Raw genomic sequence first — 21,868 nt, 5'->3', positions numbered from 1 at the left:
TTATAAGAAGTAGAAATTGTGATGTGCCTCACATTCCCGAAATTCAACATAAAGTAATATTTAACATAGGAGGAGTGATGACGATGAATTTATTCTTGCCTAAACAACATGGTGCGTGGGCAATGTTAATCATACCATTCTGGTTAGGGGTTGTTACGACAGGCTTTATGTGGCAGCATATTCCGTTTTTCCTTGGCTGGCTATTTTTATATTTAGCAACCTATCCGATGCTGTTACTTTTTAAAAAGAAAAGAAAGCCAGAATATAAAAAGTGGACAATCATTTACATAATTCCTGCAATTATTTTATTAATGATTCCTTTATTTACAAGGCCCTCTATCATTATCTTCGGCGTAGCAATGCTACCGTTTTTCCTTATTAATGCCTATTTTTCAAGGATTAATAAAGAACGTGCTCTCATTAATGATTTTAGTGCAATATTTGTATTTTGTCTTGCAGGATTAGCGAGTAGTTATCTTGTTAAAGGTCAAATTCTTCACGATGAGATCCTTGCTTTCATCGCTTCTTATGTGTTTTTTATAGGAAGTACCTTTTATGTGAAGACAATGATTCGAGAGAAGAAAAATTTATTTTTTAAAAAGCTCTCTTGGATTTATCATATTTTAGTTATTATTGCATGGATGGTTTTAGGTTACTGGGTAATAGCAATCGCATTCCTATCAAGCTTGTATCGTGCGATCTTTTTCTATGGCAAACCATACTCGGTAATGAAAATTGGAGTCTTAGAAATCGCGAATTCAGTTGTCTTTTTTATCATTATGATTATTGCTTTATTATAAAAATAGGAGTGAGAACGAATTGTTCTCACTCCTTATTTATGTTTATGGAATTAACAGGGCAATTCTGTCTATATTAATCAATATTACAAATATCGACAGGGCAATTTTCACAGTCAATTTCTTTCTTTAGGTAGGATAAGTCATGAATAGTGATAATGCTTTTATCAATCGTCACTATTTTTTGTCTTCTCAATTCACTTAGCATCCGATTGACCACCTCACGAGAAGTTCCACAAAAATTAGCTAGCTCCTGATTGGTGATGGGAATATTTATAAGGATACCATCATCGCATTTTTCTCCATAACTGTTGCTCAAACGAATAAGGGTGGAATAAAGGGCCCCTTTTTTTCCATTTAGAACTAAATCACGAAATTTCGTTTGATTTTTCCGATATTGATGGTTTAGCCATTTCATAAATTCCAAAGATAGCTGATGATTTTCACCAAGTTTTTTTTCTAAATCCTGCCTGTCAATCACAGCCACATGACCATTTTCAATCACCTTTGCATTAAGCATATATTTCTGTGGTTGATCAAAAAGTGGTACTTCTCCTATTAAATCCCCTGCTCTACACATGCGAATCGTCAGCTCACGACCATCAGGTATCATCTTACTGATTTGGACCTTCCCGCTAAGAACAACAAAGAGCTCGTTTGCCCATTCATCCTCTTGGAATAGAAAAGTTCCTTTTTCGATTTTTTTCATATATTGAGAATGGGTTTGAAGATGTATGAAATTTGAAGAAAGTTCCTTAAATGTTTGCATAATGATTACCACCTTTTCGAGGTGTGAAATATTTCACTATCTTAGTTTAATAAAAATAATAAAAATCAGTCAACCTTATCACGATTAAAATTACTATAAATATCTTGCTTTTATTAAAAAGTTCGTATAGTTGTAAAAAAATTTATTCCGAAAAGAAAGGGCGAATTTTCTGACACTGTATACGATATTAATAAATATGTATAAAGAAATGGTGGGATATTTGTTTTAGAATAATAATGGAGCTCTAAATAAATGCAATCGTACCAAGATTTTTATCTAATTTTAAAAAATGGTTGATTTTATAAAGAGACCTTTATATACTAAAGAAATAAAATTCATAAAAATTAATATATTTGATTATTTATACATTTAAAGTAAAGGGGGAGGAGTGAATGAAAGCTTCTATAATAGGTACAACGGGTTATGGTGGAGTAGAATTGCTGCGAATTTTACACTCCCACCCTGAATTTGAAATCCATTCCGTTCATTCATCAAGTAGTGAAGACTTAATTTGGGATGAATATCCGCATTTATTCAATATTATCAATAAGAGATTAAAAGGAATTAATCCTGAAGAGATTGAAGAAGAAAGCGATATTTTATTCCTTGCAACACCATCGGGAGTATCAAGTAGGCTGATGGAGCAGTTTTCCAAAACCAATCTAAAAATTATCGATTTATCGGGTGACTTGCGATTGAGTAATCCCGAAGAATATAGATTGTGGTATAAAAAGGAGCCGACACTAAGTTCAATTGTTGAATCCTCTGTGTATGGATTATCTGAATGGAATCATGAGCAAATAAAGGATGCAAAATGGATTGCCAATCCAGGCTGCTATTCCACAGCTACATTATTAGGATTAGCTCCTGTTATTAAGGAGGATATTGTAGAGCCGAATAGCATTATCGTTGATGCAAAATCAGGGATATCAGGCGCAGGAAGATCTCCTTCCAGAACCTCCATGTATGCAGAGAATAATGAAAACTTTAAGATTTATAAGGTTAATGAACACCAGCATACACCTGAAATTGAGCAGCAGCTAAAGAAATGGAATAGTAAGGTAAGGCCCATTACCTTTAGCACTCACCTATTGCCAATTACTCGCGGAATCATGGCTACGATTTATGTCCAGCTAAAATCAGACTGGAAGACTAGTAACGTCATTGATTTATATAAACAATATTATGAAGGAAGGCATTTTGTCCGAATTAGGCCTGAAGGAAAATTTCCTTCAGTTAAAGAGGTAAATGGCTCTAATTATTGCGATATCGGACTACATGTTGATGAAAGAACAGGAAGATTAACCATAATATCAGTAATAGACAATCTAATGAAAGGTGCGGCAGGTCAGGCAGTACAGAATGCTAATCTTATGTACGGACTTGATGAGAAAACCGGATTAGAATTCATGCCGATATATCCATAAGGGGGAGAATCATGGAAGCATTATCAGAAGAATTAAAGATTAAGAAGTTAGAAGGGGGTTCGATTGTTACTCCTCGTGGATTTTCTGCGGCAGGTGTTCATGCTGGCTTACGATATGCAAAAAAGGATGTAGGGATGATTGCAAGTAATGTTCCCGCAAGTAGTGCAGCAGTATATACATTGAATACCTTCCAGGCAGCACCGATTATTGTGACAAAGGATAGTCTGGCAGCAGATGGTATGCTTCAAGGAGTAGTTGTAAACAGCGCTTGTGCCAATGCATGTACGGGTCAAAAGGGACTAATGGATGCTTATGAAATGAGAAAAAAGGCTGCCGAAAAACTAGGCATTGATGATACATTATTCGCTGTTGCATCAACAGGTGTGATTGGTGAATATTTACCATTAGATAAGATTCTAACTGGTATTGACTCATTAGAATTAAGTGAGGAGCTTCAATCTGCAGAAGATTTCCAAACGGCTATCTTAACAACAGATACGGGAATGAAAGGCTGTTGCTTTCAAGCAGACATTGATGGAGTTACTGTGTTTATGGGCGGTGCCGCAAAAGGATCTGGTATGATTCATCCAAACATGGCGACCATGCTTGGATTTATTACAACAGATGTTAATATATCACCTGCTGATCTTCAAATCGCCTTAAGACAAGTGACAAATCATACATTTAACCAAATTACTGTTGATGGTGACACTTCAACGAACGATATGGTCCTTGTTATGGCGAACGGTGAAGCAAATAATCAAACACTTACTCAAGAGCACCCTGAATGGGACACCTTCATCGAGTTATTAACCTCCACCTGCGAAAGCTTGGCTAAACAAATTGCTAAGGATGGTGAAGGAGCAACCAAATTGGTTGAAGTATTGGTTAAAGGTGCTGAAAATGATGAGGATGCAAGGAAGGTTGCAAAACAAATTGTAGGATCAAACTTAGTGAAAACAGCCATATTTGGATCAGATGCAAACTGGGGTCGAATTATTTGTGCGATTGGAAACTCACAGGCAAAAGTAAATCCTGAAAACGTAAATATTTCAATTGGACCCATTGTCATGTTGAAAAGCAGTGTGCCACAGCCATTCTCTGAAGATGATGCAAAAAATTATCTGGAAAATGAATTTATTCAAATTTTTGTAGATTTACAAAATGGAGAAGGCAAAAGTAAAGCGTGGGGCTGTGACCTTTCATATGATTATGTAAAAATAAATGCCAGTTATCGAACATAAGGTGAGATGAATGAAAAGAATATTAATAAAATGCGGAGGAAGCGTATTAGATCAATTGTCCTCGGAATTTTTTGAAAGTATAGAAGAGTTAGTGAAGAAGGGCTACCAAATTGTGTTTGTTCATGGTGGTGGTCCAGATATTAATCAAATGCTTGAGAAAATGAATGTAACACCAGTCTTTGTAAATGGCCTTCGAAAAACAGACGAAGAAACATTAAGAGTGGTGGAAATGGTTTTATCTGGGAAGACAAACCGGAAGCTAGTAGAAAAACTCACAAATAACAAGCTTCATGCAATTGGAGTAAATGGTAGTGATGCAGGTCTTTTTGAAGCTGAATATGTCAATAAAGAAGAGCTTGGATTTGTTGGAGAGATCCATTCTGTGAATGAATCCATTATTAAGTTGCTTTTAAGCAAAGGAATCATTCCGGTTATTACTCCTATTGCTTTAGCACAAGACGGTAAAAAATTAAATGTAAATGCAGATTATGCTGCTGCTGCAATCGCAAATGCGTTAAAGGTCGAGCATTGCCTGTTTGTTACTGATGTGGATGGGATTAGAATCAATGGAAAAATTCAGCCAGAAATCACAATGAAGGATATTAATCATCATATTAAATCAGGCGAAATCTACGGTGGTATGATTCCAAAGGTACAATCTGCTCTTTCAGCTTTAAAAAAGGGAGTAGAAAGTGTAATGATTGTTTCAGGGAAAAACAGGTTCTTTAGTGATCATAATTGGCAAGGGACGAAAATAATCGGAAAAGAGATGGTTATTCAATGAGTTACCTATTTCCAACATATGCAAAATGGGAAGTTGCCCCCAATTCAGCAAAAGGAACTTATTTAATAGATGAGACCGGTAAGCAGTATCTAGACTTTACTTCAGGGATAGGAGTATGTAATTTAGGTCACCAGCCTCAGGAAGTTAAGGATGAAGTGTTAAAGCAATTAGATAAATTCTGGCATGTGTCCAATCTATTCCAAATCAATCAACAGGAAACGGCAGCAAAGATTTTGGCAACTGCAGCAAATTTAGATGCTGTTTTCTTTGCAAATAGTGGGGCAGAGGCCAATGAAGCAGCAATTAAACTGGCAAGAAAGGCAACGGGGAAATCGAAAATCATCACCTTTGAAAAATCCTTTCATGGCCGTACATTTGCTACAATGGCTGCAACTGGTCAAGATAAAATTAAGCAAGGCTTTGGAACAATGTTAGAAACATTTGTTTATGTTCCATATAATGATATTACCTCTCTAGAGCAGGCAATGGATGAAAATGTGGCTGCAGTCATGCTTGAAGTTATTCAAGGTGAAGGTGGAATTAATGTAGGGAATGAAGAGTTTTTACATGAAGTAGAAAAGCTATGTAAAAAATTTCAAGCCCTTCTTATTATTGATGAAATCCAAACAGGCGTTGGTAGAACTGGGAAGCCATTTGCATTTCAACATTTTGGGTTGGATCCGGATATCATTACTGTAGCAAAAGGATTAGGAAGTGGTTTTCCAATCGGTGCTATGGTAGGTAAAGCTTATTTAAAAGAGTTTTTTGGCCCGGGAAGTCATGGCTCAACATTTGGTGGGAATCCAGTAGCTATTGCAGCTGCGATAGCGACGATGAATAAGATTTTTGATAAAGAATTCCTTGAAGAAATAAATCAAAAAAGTCAAGCATTTACCGAGGAGTTAGAAAATAGTCTACAACAGCTTCCAATTGTAAAAGAAATTAAAGGGTTAGGATTTATGATTGGAATTGATATACAGGGAGATATACCTACTCTTCTTGCTGAATTACGTGAAGAAGGACTCCTTGTTCTTTCTGCTGGAGAAAGTGTTATACGTTTGCTACCACCTTTAACAGCAAGCATTGAAGAACTGAAGGAAGGAATAAACTTAATCGCAAAGGTTTTGCAAAAGCATAGCTTGACAGCCATTTAGGCTGATATTTTTTAAAGAAAATTGTATAAAAATTAGGTGTTTAAAATAAATATACAGAATTACATGAGGTGTTGCTAAGATGGATGGCTTTTTGCACTTGGAAAGTGGGGATATATTCAAAGGAAAATGGGTAACCACTTCGCCAGCTAAAGATATCGATGGAGAGATTGTATTTTTTACGGGAATGACCGGTTATCAAGAAGTGTTAACGGACCCATCCTATAAAGACCAAATTCTTGTTTTCACGTATCCCTTAATAGGAAACTATGGAATAAATGAAGAGGATTTTGAAAGTAGCAAACCCCATGTAGCTGGTGTTGTTGTCTTTGAAGCAAATGATAATATCTCCCATTACAGGGCTAAATACTCCCTTAAGGATTATTTACAAAAATGGAATATTCCCCTTCTTGCACATATTGATACAAGGGCAGTAGTGAAAAAAATTAGAAATCAAGGATCTATGCCAGCTTCCTTATCTACAAGCAACAGCCCGAAAGAAATCAGCTTAAGTAAAGACCAAAAGGTGGAAAAGGTGTCAGAGCCTACAAGTCAATGGTTTGGAGAAAAAGGGGATTCTCATGTTGTTTTAATGGATTTTGGAAATAAGAAATCCATCTTGACATCACTATTAAAGAGAAATTGTCAAGTGACAGTGGTTCCATATGATACAAACTTTAAGGAAATTCAAAGCCTAAAGCCAGATGGGATTCTTTTATCCAATGGACCTGGAGACCCAAAGGAGCTTAAGCATGTTTTGCCAACGATTAAGAAGCTTTTGCTTCATTATCCGACACTTGGGATTTGTCTTGGTCATCAGCTGGCTGCACTAGCATTAGGGGCAGATACAAAAAAATTGTTATTCGGACATCGTGGAGCCAATCATCCTATTAAGGATCAGCTCAATCAAAGAGTATTTATGTCCTCACAAAATCACAGCTATGTGGTTGATGAGGAAAGCTTAAAAGGAACAGGTTTTAAGGTCAGGTACAAGAATCTTCATGATCAATCTATAGAAGGATTGACACATACGAACCTTCCTGTTCAAACGGTTCAGTTTCATCCGGAAGCAAACCCTGGACCAGGTGAAGGAGACTATATTTTCGATGAATTTTTAAATAAGGTAAACCAATACAGTGGGAGAGTTACACAATATGCCTAAAGATCAAAGTATTCATTCTATATTAGTAATAGGTTCAGGCCCAATTGTCATTGGTCAGGCGGCTGAATTTGATTATGCAGGTACCCAAGCATGTATTGCCCTTAAAGAAGAGGGATATAAAGTAATCCTAGTCAACAATAACCCTGCGACGATCATGACAGATAATAATTTTGCAGATCAAATATATTTTGAGCCATTAACCGTGGATGTTGTTGAAATGATTATTGAAAAAGAGCGACCAGACGGGTTACTTGCCACATTAGGTGGGCAAACTGGACTAAATTTAGCCTTTCAATTAAGCGAACAAGGAATCTTAAAAAAATATGGAGTGAAATTGCTTGGAAGTTCAATCGAATCCATCAAAAAAGGGGAGGATCGTGAAGCTTTTCGCCAATTAATGAAGGAATTGAATGAACCAGTTCCAGATAGCGAAATCGTTCATAGTCTCTCTGAAGCCATTAATTTTTCCAAAAGGGTTGATTTTCCAATTATCGTACGACCAGCCTATACATTAGGGGGAACCGGCGGAGGCATTGCTAATAATATGGAGGAGTTTTCTAGACTTGTTGAAGGGGGCTTAAAGGAAAGCCCAATTCACCAATGTTTAGTTGAAAAGAGCATCGCAGGTTTTAAAGAGATAGAATATGAAGTCATGCGGGATGCGAATAACACATGTATTACAATATGCAATATGGAAAATATCGATCCAGTAGGAATTCATACCGGGGATTCCATTGTTGTAGCGCCTTCACAAACTCTTACAGATGAAGAATATCAAATGTTAAGAACGGCATCGATAAAAATTATTTCTGCACTCGGGATTGTTGGTGGGTGTAATATTCAATTCGCTCTTGATCCTAATAGTAAAAACTACTATTTAATAGAGGTCAATCCAAGGGTAAGTCGCTCATCTGCACTAGCATCCAAAGCTACGGGTTATCCCATCGCAAGAATGGCTGCGAAGCTAGCAGTTGGCTATTCCTTATCCGAGATTATTAATCCTGTAACAGGGGATACTTATGCCAGCTTCGAACCAGCTTTAGATTATGTAGTGGTAAAAATACCAAAATGGCCATTTGATAAATTTATTGATATTGAGCGAAAACTCGGTACCCAAATGAAGGCAACTGGGGAAGTAATGGGTATGGATCAAAGCTTTGAAAGGGCATTACTAAAAGCCATTCATTCTCTTGAAATAAAATCTAATGATTTAGAGTATCCTATTTTGGCTCAATATCCAGAAGCTCAACTAATTGAGATGATGAAGGAACAAACAGATGAAAGATTCTTCATTATTTTAGAGCTAATTCGAAGAGGGATAAGTATTGAAGAAATACATGAACAAACGAAAATTGATTTGTTCTTCCTTCATTATTTTTCAAGATTAATAGAGATTGAGTCCCAAATCGCTGCTGATTCTCTTGATACAATAACGGGAGAAAGGATGCAGGTTTACAAAGAAAAAGGGTTTAGTGATCAATATATAGCATCAAAATGGAGAACGACGGAACAAAACATTCGAAATTTAAGAAAGAAACTTGGAATTATACCTGGGTATAAAATGGTTGATACATGTGCGGCTGAATTTGCTGCGCAATCTAACTATTATTATTCCTCTTATTTTGGTGAAAATGAGCAAACGCCATCAAATAAAAAGAAGGTATTGATTATCGGGAGTGGCCCGATACGAATTGGTCAGGGGATTGAGTTTGATTATTGTTCTGTTCATGGGGTTTTTGCTCTTAAAGAAGATGGAATTGAAACAATCATGATTAACAATAATCCAGAAACTGTCAGCACCGATTTCGCAACAGCAGATAAGCTCTATTTTGAACCACTCATTTGCGAAGATATATTAAATGTAATGGAAGCTGAAAAAGTGGATGAAGTCATTATACAGCTTGGTGGGCAAACAGCTATAAATTTAGCGAAGCAATTAGAGTTATTCCAAGTTAAGATACTGGGAACAAGCTCGAAAACGATTGACCTATTAGAGGATAGAGAACAGTTTTACCAATTATTGGATGATTTATCTATACCTCATTTACAAGGGGATATAGCCAATGATAAGGAAGATGTGAAGAAGGCTGCGAGTAAAATTGGCTTCCCGGTCTTAATACGGCCGTCATTTGTTATTGGTGGTCAAGGCATGGTTGTGATTCACAACCAGGAACAATTAAATCTCTTCCTTCAGAAGGATCATACGGTTTATCCAGTTCTTGTGGACCAATTCCTTTCAGCTATTGAAGCGGAGCTTGATTTAGTTTCTGATGGAAATGAAATATTAGCTCCTGCAATTATGGAGCATATTGAAAAAACAGGAGTTCATTCTGGAGATAGTATGTCGGTATTACCAGCACATACTCTTTCAACAAAGATTCAGGATACCATGCTAACCTATGCTCGGAAAATATCTAAACATTTGAACTATAAAGGTCTTATGAATATCCAATATATCATTAATGGAAACAATGTATATATATTAGAGGTCAACCCAAGGGCAAGTCGAACAGTTCCCATTGTAAGTAAAGTAACAGGAGTACCTTTAGTACAAATTGCGACAAAAATATTGCTTGGGAAATACTTTTTGTCAAAAGATGATGAAAAAAAGAATTTATTGTCAATTCCTTTTTCATGTGTGAAGTACCCAGTATTTTCAAATTATGCTTTAAAAGGTCTTGATTCAAAGGTAGGGCCAGAAATGAAATCTACTGGTGAAGGAATTTGTCTCGGAAAAACATATAATGAAGCATTAAGGAAGGCTTTTCATTCTTCCATGAAGAAAGGGAATCGAAAAAAGATTATTCTTCATCAGGATTTTGAAGAATTTGTTTCAAATTATTCTAATACAAATGCAAGAATAAGCAATGAGGAAGAAATTAATCAAGAGGATGTAGTCGTTTACTATAATCCAAGGAAAACAGAAGAAGATAAGAAATTAAGAGAAACTGCAACAAAAAATAGAATCATTACATTTACTGAAAAGGAAAGCTTAAAGGCATTTTTAGATGCATTGAATTCTCCTAGTGTCACGGTAAATTCCATGGAAGACTGGGAATTACTAATGAAAGAGGAAGTGAAGGCATGATGATAAGTACCTCGTCAAACCAAAAAAAATTTGAATTAAAGGGAGTGGATTTTCTTACCCTTGCTGATTACTCATCTGATACTATTCAACAATTGCTATCTTTAGCAAAAAAATTGAAGGATGATCAAAAAAATGGAATAGCCACATACCCATTAAAGGGCAAAATATTAGGAATGATTTTTGATAAACCATCTACAAGAACAAGAGTATCCTTTGAAGCAGGAATGGTTCAGCTTGGCGGTCATGCTATGTATTTGAATGGGAATGATTTACAGATGGGTAGAGGAGAAACAATTGAAGACACTGCGAAGGTTCTATCCGAATATGTGGATGCCATTATGATACGAACTTTTTCTCATCAAAATGTAGAGGAATTGGCCAGACATGCTTCTATTCCGATTATTAATGGGCTAACGGATACCTTCCATCCTTGTCAAGCCCTTGCTGATCTTCTAACGATTCAAGAGGTTAAAGGTAAATTAAAAGGATTAAAACTCGCATATATTGGAGATGGGAATAATGTTGCCCACTCTCTATTGAACGCTTGTGCCATTGTAGGAATGGATATTTCCATTGCAACACCGGTGGGATATGAGCCACTACCTGAAATTGTAAAAAAGGCGGAGGAATTTGCAAGCAATAGCGGTTCAAACATCGTAATAACTAATGATCCTTTCGAAGCAGTGGATCAAGCTGATATAGTTTATAGTGATGTCTGGACTAGTATGGGTCAAGAAAAGGAAAATGAAATTCGCTTAAAAGCATTTGAAGATTATCAAATAAATAAGGAACTTGTTCAAAAGGCTAAAGAGGATTTTATGTTCTTACATTGCTTACCTGCTCATCGTGGTGAAGAAGTGACTGCTGATGTTATTGACGGGAAACATTCCTATATATATCAGCAAGCAGGAAATAGACTGCATGCACAAAAAGCCTTGTTAGTGGAAATATTAAGCTAGAAAAACATGTTTACTTTTAATATGTTGAAAACAGTCGGGAAAATGAGTGGGAATAATTGCCCTTATTTTCCCTTTTTCATTGGAGATAATAAGGATGACCAAGATAAAAGGAGGTTATCTTATGGGGCAAAGCCATCGATTCCGTTCAGGACAAAAAGCTCCCAATAATGGGATTTATATAGAAACTGGCGAAACCGGCAGCAATATTGTTAATCCAAAGAAAATTAAATTAAAGGCTGGAGATCCATTTCCTGAATCCTCCAACCACAATAGACAATGGACGTACCTTCGTAAGCCATAAAGCAAATTGGAACGTAAATATTATTTTACAAAACAAGCCATCCATACATTTGGATGGCTTTACATTTGAAAATTTTGGATTATAATAAAAATAGAAAAGGTCAAAATTGGTCAAAAAAGTGAGGGGTTATTAATGGATATTAACCGGATGACAGAGAGTCTGCAAAATGGTTTTTTGGAAGCGAAGTCAATTGCCATTAGACAACAACATCAAGAGGTTGATGACATTCACCTATTTATAGCATTGATGGAGCAAGAGAATAGCTTACTAGGTATGATTATAGAAAAGCTAAATTTACCATCTAATCCATTTTTAGACCAATTATATAACTCATTAAAGAAAAAACCTCAGGTTTCAGGCAGTGGGGTTGAAGAGGGAAAATTATTTATTACCAATCGACTGCAAACAATCCTAGCAGATGCTGATCAGGAAATGAAAAGATTTCAAGATGAGTACCTTTCAGTTGAGCATGTGCTGCTAGCTGAAACGGCCAATCAGAAAAATGAAATAGCAAAAATTCTTTCATTATATAACATCAACTATGAAAAAGTTCTTCAAGCAATAAAGGAAATAAGGGGGAACCAAAGAGTGACATCTCCAAATCCAGAGAGCACATACGATGCTTTAAAGAAATATGGAAGAGATTTAGTAGCTGAAGTAAAATCGGGAAAAATGGATCCTGTCATCGGGAGAGATAGTGAAATTAGAAATGTTATCCGAATATTATCAAGGAAGACAAAGAATAATCCAGTAATTATTGGTGAACCTGGGGTTGGTAAAACGGCTATTGTCGAGGGGTTAGCCCAAAGAATTGTCAAGAAGGACGTTCCAGAAGGATTAAAGGATAAAACTATTTTTGCCCTTGATATGAGCTCATTAATTGCAGGGGCAAAATTCCGTGGAGAATTTGAAGAAAGACTTAAGGCCGTACTAAATGAAGTGAAAAAAAGTGACGGTAGAATCCTCCTTTTCATCGATGAGCTACATACGATAGTTGGAGCCGGAAAAACAGATGGTACAATGGATGCTGGGAATATGTTAAAGCCGATGCTTGCTCGGGGTGAGCTTCATTGCATCGGAGCGACAACATTAGATGAACATAGAAAATATATCGAAAAGGATCCCGCATTGGAAAGACGCTTTCAACCAGTATTAGTGGAAGAACCCGATGTGGAAGATACCATATCCATATTACGTGGATTAAAAGAAAGATTTGAAATTCACCATGGTGTAAAGATTCATGACAGAGCAATAGTTTCGGCAGCAACATTGGCCGATCGATATATAACGGATCGATTTTTACCAGATAAGGCAATAGATCTAGTGGATGAAGCATGTGCCATGATCCGGACAGAAATCGACTCCATGCCAATGGAGCTCGATGAAATCACTAGAAAAGTCATGCAGTTAGAAATCGAAGAGGCAGCGCTCCAGATGGAGAAGGATGAGCTTAGTAAAAATCGCTTAATTACATTACAGAAGGAATTAGCCGATTTACGAGAAAAAGCCAATGTCATGAAAGAAAAATGGAAATCAGAAAAAGAATCCATTGGTCAAATCCAAGAAAAAAGGGAGCAATTAGAAAAACTTCGTAGAGAATTAGAGGATGCAGAAAATAAATATGATCTTAATAAAGCTGCCGAACTTCGTCATGGAAGAATCCCAAGCTTAGAGAAGGAAATTAGCCATTTAGAAACGGATGTCAGCAATAAAAGTGGAGAACGATTGCTTAGAGAAGAGGTTACTGAAGAAGAAATCGCAAATATTGTTTCACGCTGGACAGGCATCCCATTAGCAAAGCTAGTTGAAGGGGAAAGAGAAAAACTCTTAAGACTTGAAAGCATTCTACATGAAAGAGTTGTTGGGCAAAACGAAGCTGTTCAATTAGTAACCGATGCTGTTTTGCGTGCTAGAGCTGGCATAAAGGATCCTAACCGTCCAATTGGCTCTTTTATATTTTTAGGTCCAACAGGTGTGGGAAAAACAGAATTAGCAAAGGCATTAGCTCAATCCTTATTTGATAGTGAAGAACAAATGATTCGCATCGATATGTCAGAGTATATGGAAAAACATGCAGTATCTAGATTAATAGGGGCACCTCCCGGATATGTTGGCTATGAGGAAGGGGGGCAACTAACCGAGGCAGTTAGAAGAAAGCCATATTCAGTCATTTTACTTGATGAGATTGAAAAGGCTCATCCAGAAGTGTTTAATATTTTATTACAAATGCTTGATGATGGTAGGATTACTGATTCCCAAGGAAGAACAGTCGATTTTAAAAATACAGTCATTATCATGACTTCGAATATCGGTTCACAATTTTTATTAGAGCCTGGAAATGATGCTAATATTTCTGATCAAGCTAGAGAGCGGGTGCTTTCCCAATTAAGAGGACATTTTAGACCAGAGTTTCTCAATCGTGTGGACGAGATTATTCTATTTAAACCGCTATCACTTACAGAAATAAAGTCGATTGTTACTAAGCTCATTTCAGAATTACAAATTAGATTACAGGATCAACAAATAAGTTTAGGTATATCGGATGAAGCAAGGGAATATATTGCAGAAAATGGTTTTGATCCTGTTTTTGGGGCAAGACCATTGAAAAGGTTTATTCAACGGAATGTGGAGACTTTACTTGCTAGAGAAATTATCTCTGGGAAAGTGAAGGAAAAAAGTCTTGTGGAAATAGGAATTGAAGAAGGAAAAATTACGGTAAAAGTCGAATGAGTGGTATGAAACAAGAAACCAGAAAGTAATAAATAATAAAGGGCTGATAAAGGCAACAAGTTTTTGAAAACCTCAACGAGTTCAAAAATAAATGTTCCCTTAGTCAGCCCTTCATCTTATGTAAATCATGTTGAAAATGAGTAGGTAAAAATTAATGAGCTTCTCCTTCGTGGCTAGGCTCGTTAGGAATTATAGCACTAATGACATAAACGAAGATTGTTGTTATAACTCCGAATATAGTTGCAGAAGTAAAGTCATAAGAAACTCCATTCATAGAGCTTACAACATAATTTACCATATGCATTAGGATAAAAATCCAAAAAAATGACCAAAAGAAACGCACCCGATCTCACCTCTTAATAGTAAATTCTCTAATCATCTTAACATAATGATTGAAAATTAGAAAGAGGATGCTTAATTAAAAATAATCTATGTTGATAATTAATAAAAAATGAAAAAGGTGCTTAATTTACCTATAAGATAGGCAGATTCCCTTACATTTTATGATTCCCTTCATACATTATTAGGACCAAATTTTTAAAAGGGGTTTTACATTATGGAGAGCCGAAACTTTAAACTGGATACCGAATGGAATATGATTCATTATCCCGAAAAGCCTAATGGTTTCGGTATCTTGATTATCGGGGATGAAAGACATTTTGTCGATGAAAAAGGTAGTTTTTGGACTCAAAATGAAGGGAAGCAAATGCTTATCAACCAATTAAAAAATGCGGGATATACCATTTTCTATTCTAATTTATATGGTAAAAACTGGGGTAGTAGAAAGGCTGTTAAATTAGCTGAAAGTCTTTATGAATATATAAGAAGGACAGAAATTATTAATGAAAGGATTCATTTAGTTGCTGAAGGAATGGGGGCTCTTGTTGCCTTACAGCTATTAGATGGAAATCAAACGAAGATACGATCAATGGTTTTACTAAATCCTGTTTTATCCCTAAAACATCACCTAGAGCAAGAAAAGGATCATAAATTTTTTTATAAAAGGTTAATTTCTGAGATTTCAACTTCATTTGAAGTTGAAAGTACTCTAATTGTAGACCAAATTGAGCAAGCCAATGATATTTCCATCAGTCATATCAACATTCCAATGAAGATCATTCATGTACTATCAGGAAACCGTGCATATAAACAATCTAAATTATTAAATCGTCTTTCCGTTCAATGGAAAGACGAGAAGGCCCCAATCTCAGTTACCTTCATTTTACCTGAAAAAAAACAGCAGCTTGGAAATCAAATCATCCACTTTATCTCTAGGAATGAGAAGGTGTTATAATAAGACCAAAATTCGAAATGAAATAAATAGCTCCCCCATTGCATAGGATACAACAAGTATTCTTTGGGGGAGGCTTTGATATGGACAAGGCTATTGTTCTAGGCACATTTGAATTTATTGGTTTTCATTACAGCTCTTACTTACTAGAAAGAGGATATGAAGTAACTGGAGTACGCTATCCTGAGAGTAATGAAGTTTATTCAGAAATGATGCAGTTGGAGGTTGGAAGAAACGCTAATTTTAATGAGGTGGAGCATCATATTTGGAACTTATCCAATTTAGAAAATCCTTCGGTTATTTTTATCGATTATTATGATTTGTATATAAAACAAAAGGAGCAAGAGGTTTTTCAAAGTTTAATTTCACCTATTCTCCAGGAAAAACGAGAGTCCATAAAAAAATCTGGTTCCAAGATTGTCATTACCCTACCTATTCAACTGTTGGCTAAGACTAAAGAAAGGGAAGGTAAACATTCAATAAACAGCTTTTTGGACATGCTAAAGGGTGAAGAAATACCTATACAGATTTTCTATTTGCCAACCATTTATGGACCATGGCAGCCAAATGAATTTTTGTTCCAGAAATCTCTATTAGGTATTCTAGATAATGAGAATCTAAATGAAAAAAGGATTAGCCCTCGTGAATGGAAAGAAGATGCTATTTTTGTTAAAGACGTTGTAAAAGAAATAGTCCATCTGACAAATGACAATCATTCCTCATTTACCTATTTGCTGAAGAGCAATCTTAAAAACCATTGGGAGCAATGTGCTAATTATCTTTCCCTTAACATAAAAAGTGAGCCTATTTTGTTTGAGATAGAGGAAAATCAACCACCTATTAAGACGGTCATCCAAAAAGTGAATTTTCAAGAAGGATTAAATGAGCAAAGGAAAGTATTAAAGTTCTTCTAAAAAAACGATAGGATTTTTAAGAAATATTCCTTTTCAATTTATAATGACAAAGGTAGAATGTAAAAGGAATAAGGAGTTTATTGGAGTTCATGCACAGTGTTGAACATAGATTTATCCTTTTTTAAGTGTAGGAAAAGGAGTTGCACAGAATGTTAAAGCGTTTCGGGATAATTCTTCAATGCCTTTTACTTTTAATAATTACAGCATGTGAGAAACCAATGCCTAAAGGGAAACTAACAAAGGTAGGATTGTTAGTATCTGAAACCATTAATGATCAAGTTTGGGGTACAAAAGGCTATAAAGGAATATTAAAAATTCAATCCCGTTTTAACGTTGATGTCTTTTATAAGGAAGACATGGACTCAAAAATGAAAGTCGAACGTGCAGTTAAGGAATTTGATCAAAAAGGTGTTAACCTTGTCTTTGGGCATGGAAGTGAATATGCCGATTATTTTAATGCAATTGCCGACCAATACCCAGATATTCATTTTGTTAGCTTCAATGGTGAAGCAAAGAAGACTAATACAACTAGTCTTAATTTTGAAGCATATGCAATGGGGTATTTTGGGGGAATGATTGCTGGTCATATGACGAAAACAAATAATATCGGAATTATTGGGGCATATGAATGGCAGCCAGAAATTGAAGGCTTTTATGAAGGGGCACAATTTGAAAATCCAAATGCAAATGTGAATATTCAATATGTGGACCATTGGGATGATGACGCCAGGGCTTTAAAGATATTAAATAATATGATAAAAAGGAAGGTTGATGTCGTCTATCCCGCTGGTGACGGGTACAATGTGCCTGTTATTGAGAAACTAAAGGAAGAAGGATTGTTCGCTGTAGGATTTATTTCGGATCAATCGGATTTAGGAGAAAATACAGTATTGACAAGTACTATTCAAAATGTCGATATCTTATATGAGTTAATAGCTGAAAAATATAATGCTGGTGAATTGAAATCAGGGAGTATTTCATTTGATTTTCAGGATGGAGTCATATCCCTGGGAAAATTCAGTCCGTTAATAGATAAGGAATTTATTCAACAAATCAATCACTACATTGATAAATACAAAGAAACCGGCAAGCTTCCGAATGAACTATAGAATATATAGGGGTAGACCCGTTAGGTGCCTGATACCTTATGGGACTGCCCCTGTTTGCTTAACCTTGCTATTTATCATCGTATTTATCAGAACTTTGTTTATATACGGAAAGGCTATTTCTTTTGTAAAAATTGATTCATTATCGATTTTGCATCTTTGTACAATGGTTTTAACTGATTAGTTGCAGTAATAAAGGAGTCAATCTTTTCCATTAAATCGACATAATCGATATTATTCAAAATATCCTCAATTTGGCCTAATTTTCCTTTTCCTGAAGATCTCATATGAAAAGAAAAAGGGGAGCCACTTCGAGCGCTCTTGCCTTTGAAAAGATCAAAGGATTTTTGTGTCTCCTTTCTTTTTATGAACCAATCCCCATGGGTATAATCTGAATCTCCATTAATAAAGTTTTCATTATTATTTCGACGCTGGTTTCTCTTCCCAAACATAAATTGGGTTAAGTGATCTACGTATTCCTCCTCATGATCTAGCTCATCCTCCATTGGTTGTTTTGTTTCTTTATTCATAGAGTGAGGAAGTGAGTTCTCATCCATATCCAAAAGGGTTCCTCCTTTCATTCATTTACTAGTAATTAATCTATGATAAAGAAATAATATCTGTATGGTCATTTGTTTAAGAAATAGTTGCGATTTTTTACTAAAGTTGATAAAATTTTAGTACCAAGTCTTAATAATTGATTATAATTTCATGTAATAATAAACGAAATATAATTGGAAGAATGAATAGGAGATGACCTCATATGAGCGCAGGTATCATTGGAATTGGAAAATTTGTCCCTGAAAAGGTAGTGACGAACTTAGATTTAGAAAAAAGAATGGATACATCCGATGAATGGATTAGAACAAGAACCGGAATCGAAGAAAGAAGAATTGCCGATGACAATACTGATACATCGGATTTAGCTTATGGCGCTGCTTTAGAAGCAATTAAGAACGCGAATATTTCTGCCGAAGATATTGATTTAATACTGGTTGCGACTGTAACTCCAGATCGACCATTCCCTTCTGTATCTTGTATGCTTCAGGAAAGACTCGGTGCCACAAAGGCTGCTGCAATGGATATTAGTGCAGCATGCGCTGGTTTTATGTACGGACTTGTCACAGCTAAACAATTTATTGAAGGTGGGAGCTATAAATATATATTGGTAGTAGGTGTTGAAAAGCTTTCGAAAATTACGAACTGGGAAGATCGAAATACCGCCGTTCTTTTCGGCGATGGCGCAGGGGCAGCTATTGTAGGTCCAGTTTCAGAAGGTAGAGGAATCTTATCTTTTGATTTAGGCGCGGATGGAACAGGAGGAAAACACCTTTATCAAGACGAATATATTATTATGAATGGACGAGAAGTGTTTAAATTTGCTGTTCGACAAATGGGAGAAAGCAGTCTAAAGGCTTTAGATAAAGCAGGACTCAATAAAGAGGATATTGATTTCCTTTTCCCGCATCAAGCCAATATTAGAATTATGGAATCAGCTAGACAAAGATTAGACGTACCTGAAGAGAAAATGTCTAAAACCGTTCATAAATATGGAAACACTTCTGCAGCCTCGATTCCCATTTCAATTGTTGAGGAATTGGAATCAGGAAAAATTAAGGATGATGATGTTATTTTAATGGTTGGTTTTGGTGGAGGATTGACCTGGGGCGCTATTGTCATGCGTTGGGGTAGGTAATGAAAAAAGCTAGCTTTTGATGACACTTCAAATTCATGAAAAAAAGCTCTTTTTATTTTGTTAAATATATGAGGAGGACAATCATAATGGAAAAGAGAAGGGTAGTTGTTACAGGGATAGGGGCTGTAACACCACTTGGAAATAATGCTGATACTACTTGGGAAAATATTCTAGCCGGAAAGTCCGGATTAGGAATCGTAACAAGGGTAAATAAAGATGAATATCCGGCAAAAGTGGCTGCAGAGGTAAAGGATTTCAATATTGAAGAGTATGTGGAGAGAAAAGATGCAAGAAAAATGGATCGATTTACTCACTATGCTGTTGCGGCTTCCTTGATGGCAGTAAAGGATTCGAATCTAGAAATCAATGATGAAAACTCTCATCGTGTTGGCGTTTGGATTGGTTCAGGTATCGGTGGGATGGAAACGTTTGAAGCACAATATGAAACATTTCAAAAGCGTGGTTATAAAAGGGTAAGTCCTTTCTTTGTTCCAATGTTAATTCCTGATATGGCCACTGGACAGGTGTCCATCCTACTTGGAGCCCGTGGATTTAATTCATGTACTGTAACTGCATGTGCAACTGGAACAAACTCTATTGGTGATGCATTCAAGGTGATTCAACGAGGTGATGCTGACGCAATGATCACTGGTGGTGCAGAGGCCCCAATAACAAAAATGGCAATGGCCGGTTTTTGTGCAAATACAGCCTTATCACTAAACCCAGATCCCAAAACGGCTAGCCGACCATTTGATAAAAATCGTGATGGATTTGTTATGGGTGAGGGCGCCGGAATTGTTATCTTAGAAGAGCTAGAGCATGCTAAGGCTCGTGGTGCAAAAATTTATGCTGAAATTGTTGGCTATGGTGCAACAGGTGATGCCTACCATATTACAGCTCCTGCCCCTGAAGGAGAAGGCGGTGCGAGGGCAATGAAAATGGCGATTGATGATGCCGGTCTAGCCCCTGAAGAAATTGATTATATTAATGCTCACGGAACAAGCACAGAATATAATGATAAATATGAAACAATGGCCATTAAAACGGTCTTTGGAAATCATGCCTACAAGTTAGCCGTTAGTTCTACAAAATCTATGACAGGCCATTTATTAGGTGCTGCTGGTGGAGTAGAAGCGGTATTCACTGTGCTTGCATTAAGGGAAGGCATTTTACCTCCTACTATAAACCTAGAGACTCCTGACCCAGAATGCGATTTAGATTATGTGCCAAATCAAGCAAGAAAACAGGAAATCAAGGCAGCTATGAGTAATTCCCTAGGATTTGGTGGTCATAACGCAACGATTGTATTTAAAAAATATGAATAATAAGGTGTTATGAGTAAAGTCATAAACATAGAAAAAAAGCTGACCAATGGCCTTAAGTCTAATATTTGATTTGAGCCGGAGATCAGCTTTTTGTTTTGGGAAAGGAATAGCTGAACACCTTTTCCTTTTTTTGTCATAAAATGAACAACAGCAAAAAAAGGGGGATGTGATTTCATGGGGTAGTGCGGACAGATGAGTGGCTCGATCAACACTTTAATGAACCTGAACATCTTTGTGATAGATTATTAAAAAGCTTTTCCGAAACGGATTCAAGAAAGCTTTATCAATATTTGATGAAACATGGAATGTACAGACCAAATCGTTCTTCATGGCTGACTTTTCATGATATGAAAGAAAAGCAATATTGGGGAATAATCGATAATCTCTATGAAAAATATAGAAAGGAATGGGAAGGTCCCGACATTCCAATCTATCTTTTTCCCATTCAGTCTAAGGCAAACTTTATTTTTAGAGGTCATCAAAATAAATCTGGTGTTTCTTTTCATGACAAGATGTTTCTTTTTATTACACCCCTAGAGGATAGAAAAGAAATAGAAGCATTGTTTGTTCACGAATATCATCATGTTTGTCGACTGAATAAAAATAAGAAGAATCTAGAAAAATACACATTGCTTGACTCAATCATCCTTGAGGGGCTTGCGGAAAATGCGGTTAGAGAGCATTGCGGCAAACAATATTGTGCGAAGTGGTGTAGCTATTATACTAGCGAGCAACTACTGAATTTTTGGAAAAAATATTTCTTAAAAAATCTTTCAATTAGCCATCGTGATGAACTCCATGAAAAAATACTTTATGGAATACGTCCTTTTCCGAGGTTAGTTGGATATGGTTTAGGATATGAAATTGTAGCCAGAACATACAAATTACATCCTTTTTCAACGAAAGCCTCGTTTATTCTTCCATCAGAATACTTTATCAAGAGAAATGATTTATTTCATCTAAAAGCCTAGTTATGGCTTTTTCATTTTTGTTATTTAATTACCTTCATAATATAGGAAGATAGAGATAAAATGATTCTCGAAAAAAGAGAGATAATTGGTGCAACATTGCATATAAGGAATAATTTTACGGCTGTCTGCCTATACTGAGGACAAATAGTTTCC

Annotated in this window: 19 protein-coding genes; 16 read left to right on the top strand and 3 right to left on the bottom strand. The window is 36.1% G+C overall.

Translation table 11 applies throughout. The annotated features are described in order from the left end of the window. The first annotated feature begins 83 nt into the window (after nucleotides 1-83). The gene (locus tag BQ6100_RS09610; RefSeq protein ID WP_075981455.1) at nucleotides 84-800 is read left to right on the top strand and encodes a YwiC-like family protein; all 717 of its coding nucleotides are present in this window, start codon (nucleotides 84-86) and stop codon (nucleotides 798-800) included. Between the two features lie 73 nt (nucleotides 801-873). On the opposite strand, the gene BQ6100_RS09605 is transcribed toward BQ6100_RS09610, so the two are convergent. Then, the gene (locus tag BQ6100_RS09605) at nucleotides 874-1,566 is read right to left on the bottom strand and encodes a Crp/Fnr family transcriptional regulator (protein ID WP_084780309.1); all 693 of its coding nucleotides are present in this window, start codon (nucleotides 1,564-1,566) and stop codon (nucleotides 874-876) included. A 392-nt stretch (nucleotides 1,567-1,958) separates the two neighbouring features. Here BQ6100_RS09605 and argC point away from each other — a divergent pair, with 392 nt between their 5' ends. The 9 genes from argC to clpB all read left to right on the top strand — a co-directional run bounded on the left by argC (nucleotide 1,959) and on the right by clpB (nucleotide 14,412). Continuing rightward, entirely contained in the window at nucleotides 1,959-2,993 is a 1,035-nt protein-coding gene (gene argC / locus BQ6100_RS09600; RefSeq protein WP_075981454.1) for an N-acetyl-gamma-glutamyl-phosphate reductase, read from the top strand. An 11-nt stretch (nucleotides 2,994-3,004) separates the two neighbouring features. After that, nucleotides 3,005-4,237 carry a bifunctional ornithine acetyltransferase/N-acetylglutamate synthase gene (argJ, locus tag BQ6100_RS09595; protein ID WP_075981453.1) on the top strand — a complete coding sequence of 411 codons (1,233 nt, stop codon included), beginning with the start codon at nucleotides 3,005-3,007 and terminating at the stop codon, nucleotides 4,235-4,237. Between the two features lie 10 nt (nucleotides 4,238-4,247). After that, on the top strand, nucleotides 4,248-5,021 hold the full coding sequence (gene argB, locus BQ6100_RS09590; protein WP_075981452.1) for an acetylglutamate kinase: 774 nt from the start codon (nucleotides 4,248-4,250) through the stop codon (nucleotides 5,019-5,021). Beyond that, nucleotides 5,018-6,175, top strand: coding sequence for an acetylornithine transaminase (locus tag BQ6100_RS09585; protein ID WP_075981451.1), 1,158 nt, complete (start codon nucleotides 5,018-5,020; stop codon nucleotides 6,173-6,175). Before argB ends, BQ6100_RS09585 begins: the two co-directional genes overlap by 4 nt. 79 nt (nucleotides 6,176-6,254) lie before the next feature. Next, a complete protein-coding gene (locus BQ6100_RS09580) occupies nucleotides 6,255-7,334 on the top strand; it encodes a carbamoyl phosphate synthase small subunit (protein WP_075981450.1) in 1,080 nt (359 codons plus the stop codon). After that, nucleotides 7,327-10,422: a carbamoyl phosphate synthase large subunit gene (locus BQ6100_RS09575; protein WP_075981449.1), complete on the top strand. Its 3,096-nt coding sequence runs from the start codon at nucleotides 7,327-7,329 to the stop codon at nucleotides 10,420-10,422. The genes BQ6100_RS09580 and BQ6100_RS09575 overlap by 8 nt, the downstream gene beginning before the upstream one ends. Next, nucleotides 10,422-11,381, top strand: a complete 960-nt coding sequence (gene argF / locus BQ6100_RS09570; protein ID WP_075983506.1) for an ornithine carbamoyltransferase — start codon at nucleotides 10,422-10,424, stop codon at nucleotides 11,379-11,381. The genes BQ6100_RS09575 and argF overlap by 1 nt, the downstream gene beginning before the upstream one ends. Nucleotides 11,382-11,502: 121 nt before the next feature. Beyond that, nucleotides 11,503-11,682 (top strand): YjzC family protein, encoded by a 180-nt coding sequence (locus BQ6100_RS09565; RefSeq protein WP_075981448.1) that lies wholly within the window; start codon nucleotides 11,503-11,505, stop codon nucleotides 11,680-11,682. Between the two features lie 132 nt (nucleotides 11,683-11,814). Continuing rightward, entirely contained in the window at nucleotides 11,815-14,412 is a 2,598-nt protein-coding gene (gene clpB / locus BQ6100_RS09560; protein ID WP_075981447.1) for an ATP-dependent chaperone ClpB, read from the top strand. Nucleotides 14,413-14,563: 151 nt separating this feature from the next. Here clpB and BQ6100_RS09555 read toward each other — a convergent pair whose 3' ends face one another. Then, nucleotides 14,564-14,755: a YjzD family protein gene (locus BQ6100_RS09555; protein ID WP_075981446.1), complete on the bottom strand. Its 192-nt coding sequence runs from the start codon at nucleotides 14,753-14,755 to the stop codon at nucleotides 14,564-14,566. A 213-nt stretch (nucleotides 14,756-14,968) separates the two neighbouring features. On the opposite strand from BQ6100_RS09555, the gene BQ6100_RS09550 reads away from it, so the two are divergent. From BQ6100_RS09550 to BQ6100_RS09540, 3 genes are all read left to right on the top strand, one after another. After that, nucleotides 14,969-15,706, top strand: a complete 738-nt coding sequence (locus BQ6100_RS09550; RefSeq protein ID WP_075981445.1) for an alpha/beta fold hydrolase — start codon at nucleotides 14,969-14,971, stop codon at nucleotides 15,704-15,706. A gap of 80 nt (nucleotides 15,707-15,786) precedes the next feature. Beyond that, complete coding sequence (locus BQ6100_RS09545; protein WP_075981444.1) at nucleotides 15,787-16,617, top strand: hypothetical protein; 831 nt, start codon at nucleotides 15,787-15,789, stop codon at nucleotides 16,615-16,617. A 149-nt stretch (nucleotides 16,618-16,766) separates the two neighbouring features. Then, the gene (locus BQ6100_RS09540; protein WP_075981443.1) at nucleotides 16,767-17,726 is read left to right on the top strand and encodes a BMP family ABC transporter substrate-binding protein; all 960 of its coding nucleotides are present in this window, start codon (nucleotides 16,767-16,769) and stop codon (nucleotides 17,724-17,726) included. A gap of 113 nt (nucleotides 17,727-17,839) precedes the next feature. Here BQ6100_RS09540 and BQ6100_RS09535 read toward each other — a convergent pair whose 3' ends face one another. After that, nucleotides 17,840-18,286 carry a hypothetical protein gene (locus BQ6100_RS09535; protein ID WP_075981442.1) on the bottom strand — a complete coding sequence of 149 codons (447 nt, stop codon included), beginning with the start codon at nucleotides 18,284-18,286 and terminating at the stop codon, nucleotides 17,840-17,842. A 200-nt stretch (nucleotides 18,287-18,486) separates the two neighbouring features. Here BQ6100_RS09535 and BQ6100_RS09530 point away from each other — a divergent pair, with 200 nt between their 5' ends. The 3 genes from BQ6100_RS09530 (at nucleotide 18,487) to BQ6100_RS09520 (ending at nucleotide 21,715) form a co-directional block, all read left to right on the top strand. After that, the gene (locus BQ6100_RS09530; RefSeq protein ID WP_075981441.1) at nucleotides 18,487-19,419 is read left to right on the top strand and encodes a beta-ketoacyl-ACP synthase III; all 933 of its coding nucleotides are present in this window, start codon (nucleotides 18,487-18,489) and stop codon (nucleotides 19,417-19,419) included. An 86-nt stretch (nucleotides 19,420-19,505) separates the two neighbouring features. Beyond that, a complete protein-coding gene (gene fabF / locus BQ6100_RS09525; protein WP_075981440.1) occupies nucleotides 19,506-20,744 on the top strand; it encodes a beta-ketoacyl-ACP synthase II in 1,239 nt (412 codons plus the stop codon). Between the two features lie 182 nt (nucleotides 20,745-20,926). After that, the gene (locus BQ6100_RS09520; protein ID WP_075981439.1) at nucleotides 20,927-21,715 is read left to right on the top strand and encodes a DUF2268 domain-containing protein; all 789 of its coding nucleotides are present in this window, start codon (nucleotides 20,927-20,929) and stop codon (nucleotides 21,713-21,715) included. Nucleotides 21,716-21,868: the final 153 nt, after the last annotated feature.

This window comes from Bacillus massilinigeriensis, assembly GCF_900117315.1.
In the GTDB taxonomy this organism is placed as follows: domain Bacteria; phylum Bacillota; class Bacilli; order Bacillales; family Cytobacillaceae; genus Bacillus_BE; species Bacillus_BE massilionigeriensis.
Note: the sequence above shows the minus strand (reverse complement) of the source record. Positions and strands in the feature narration are given on the sequence as shown.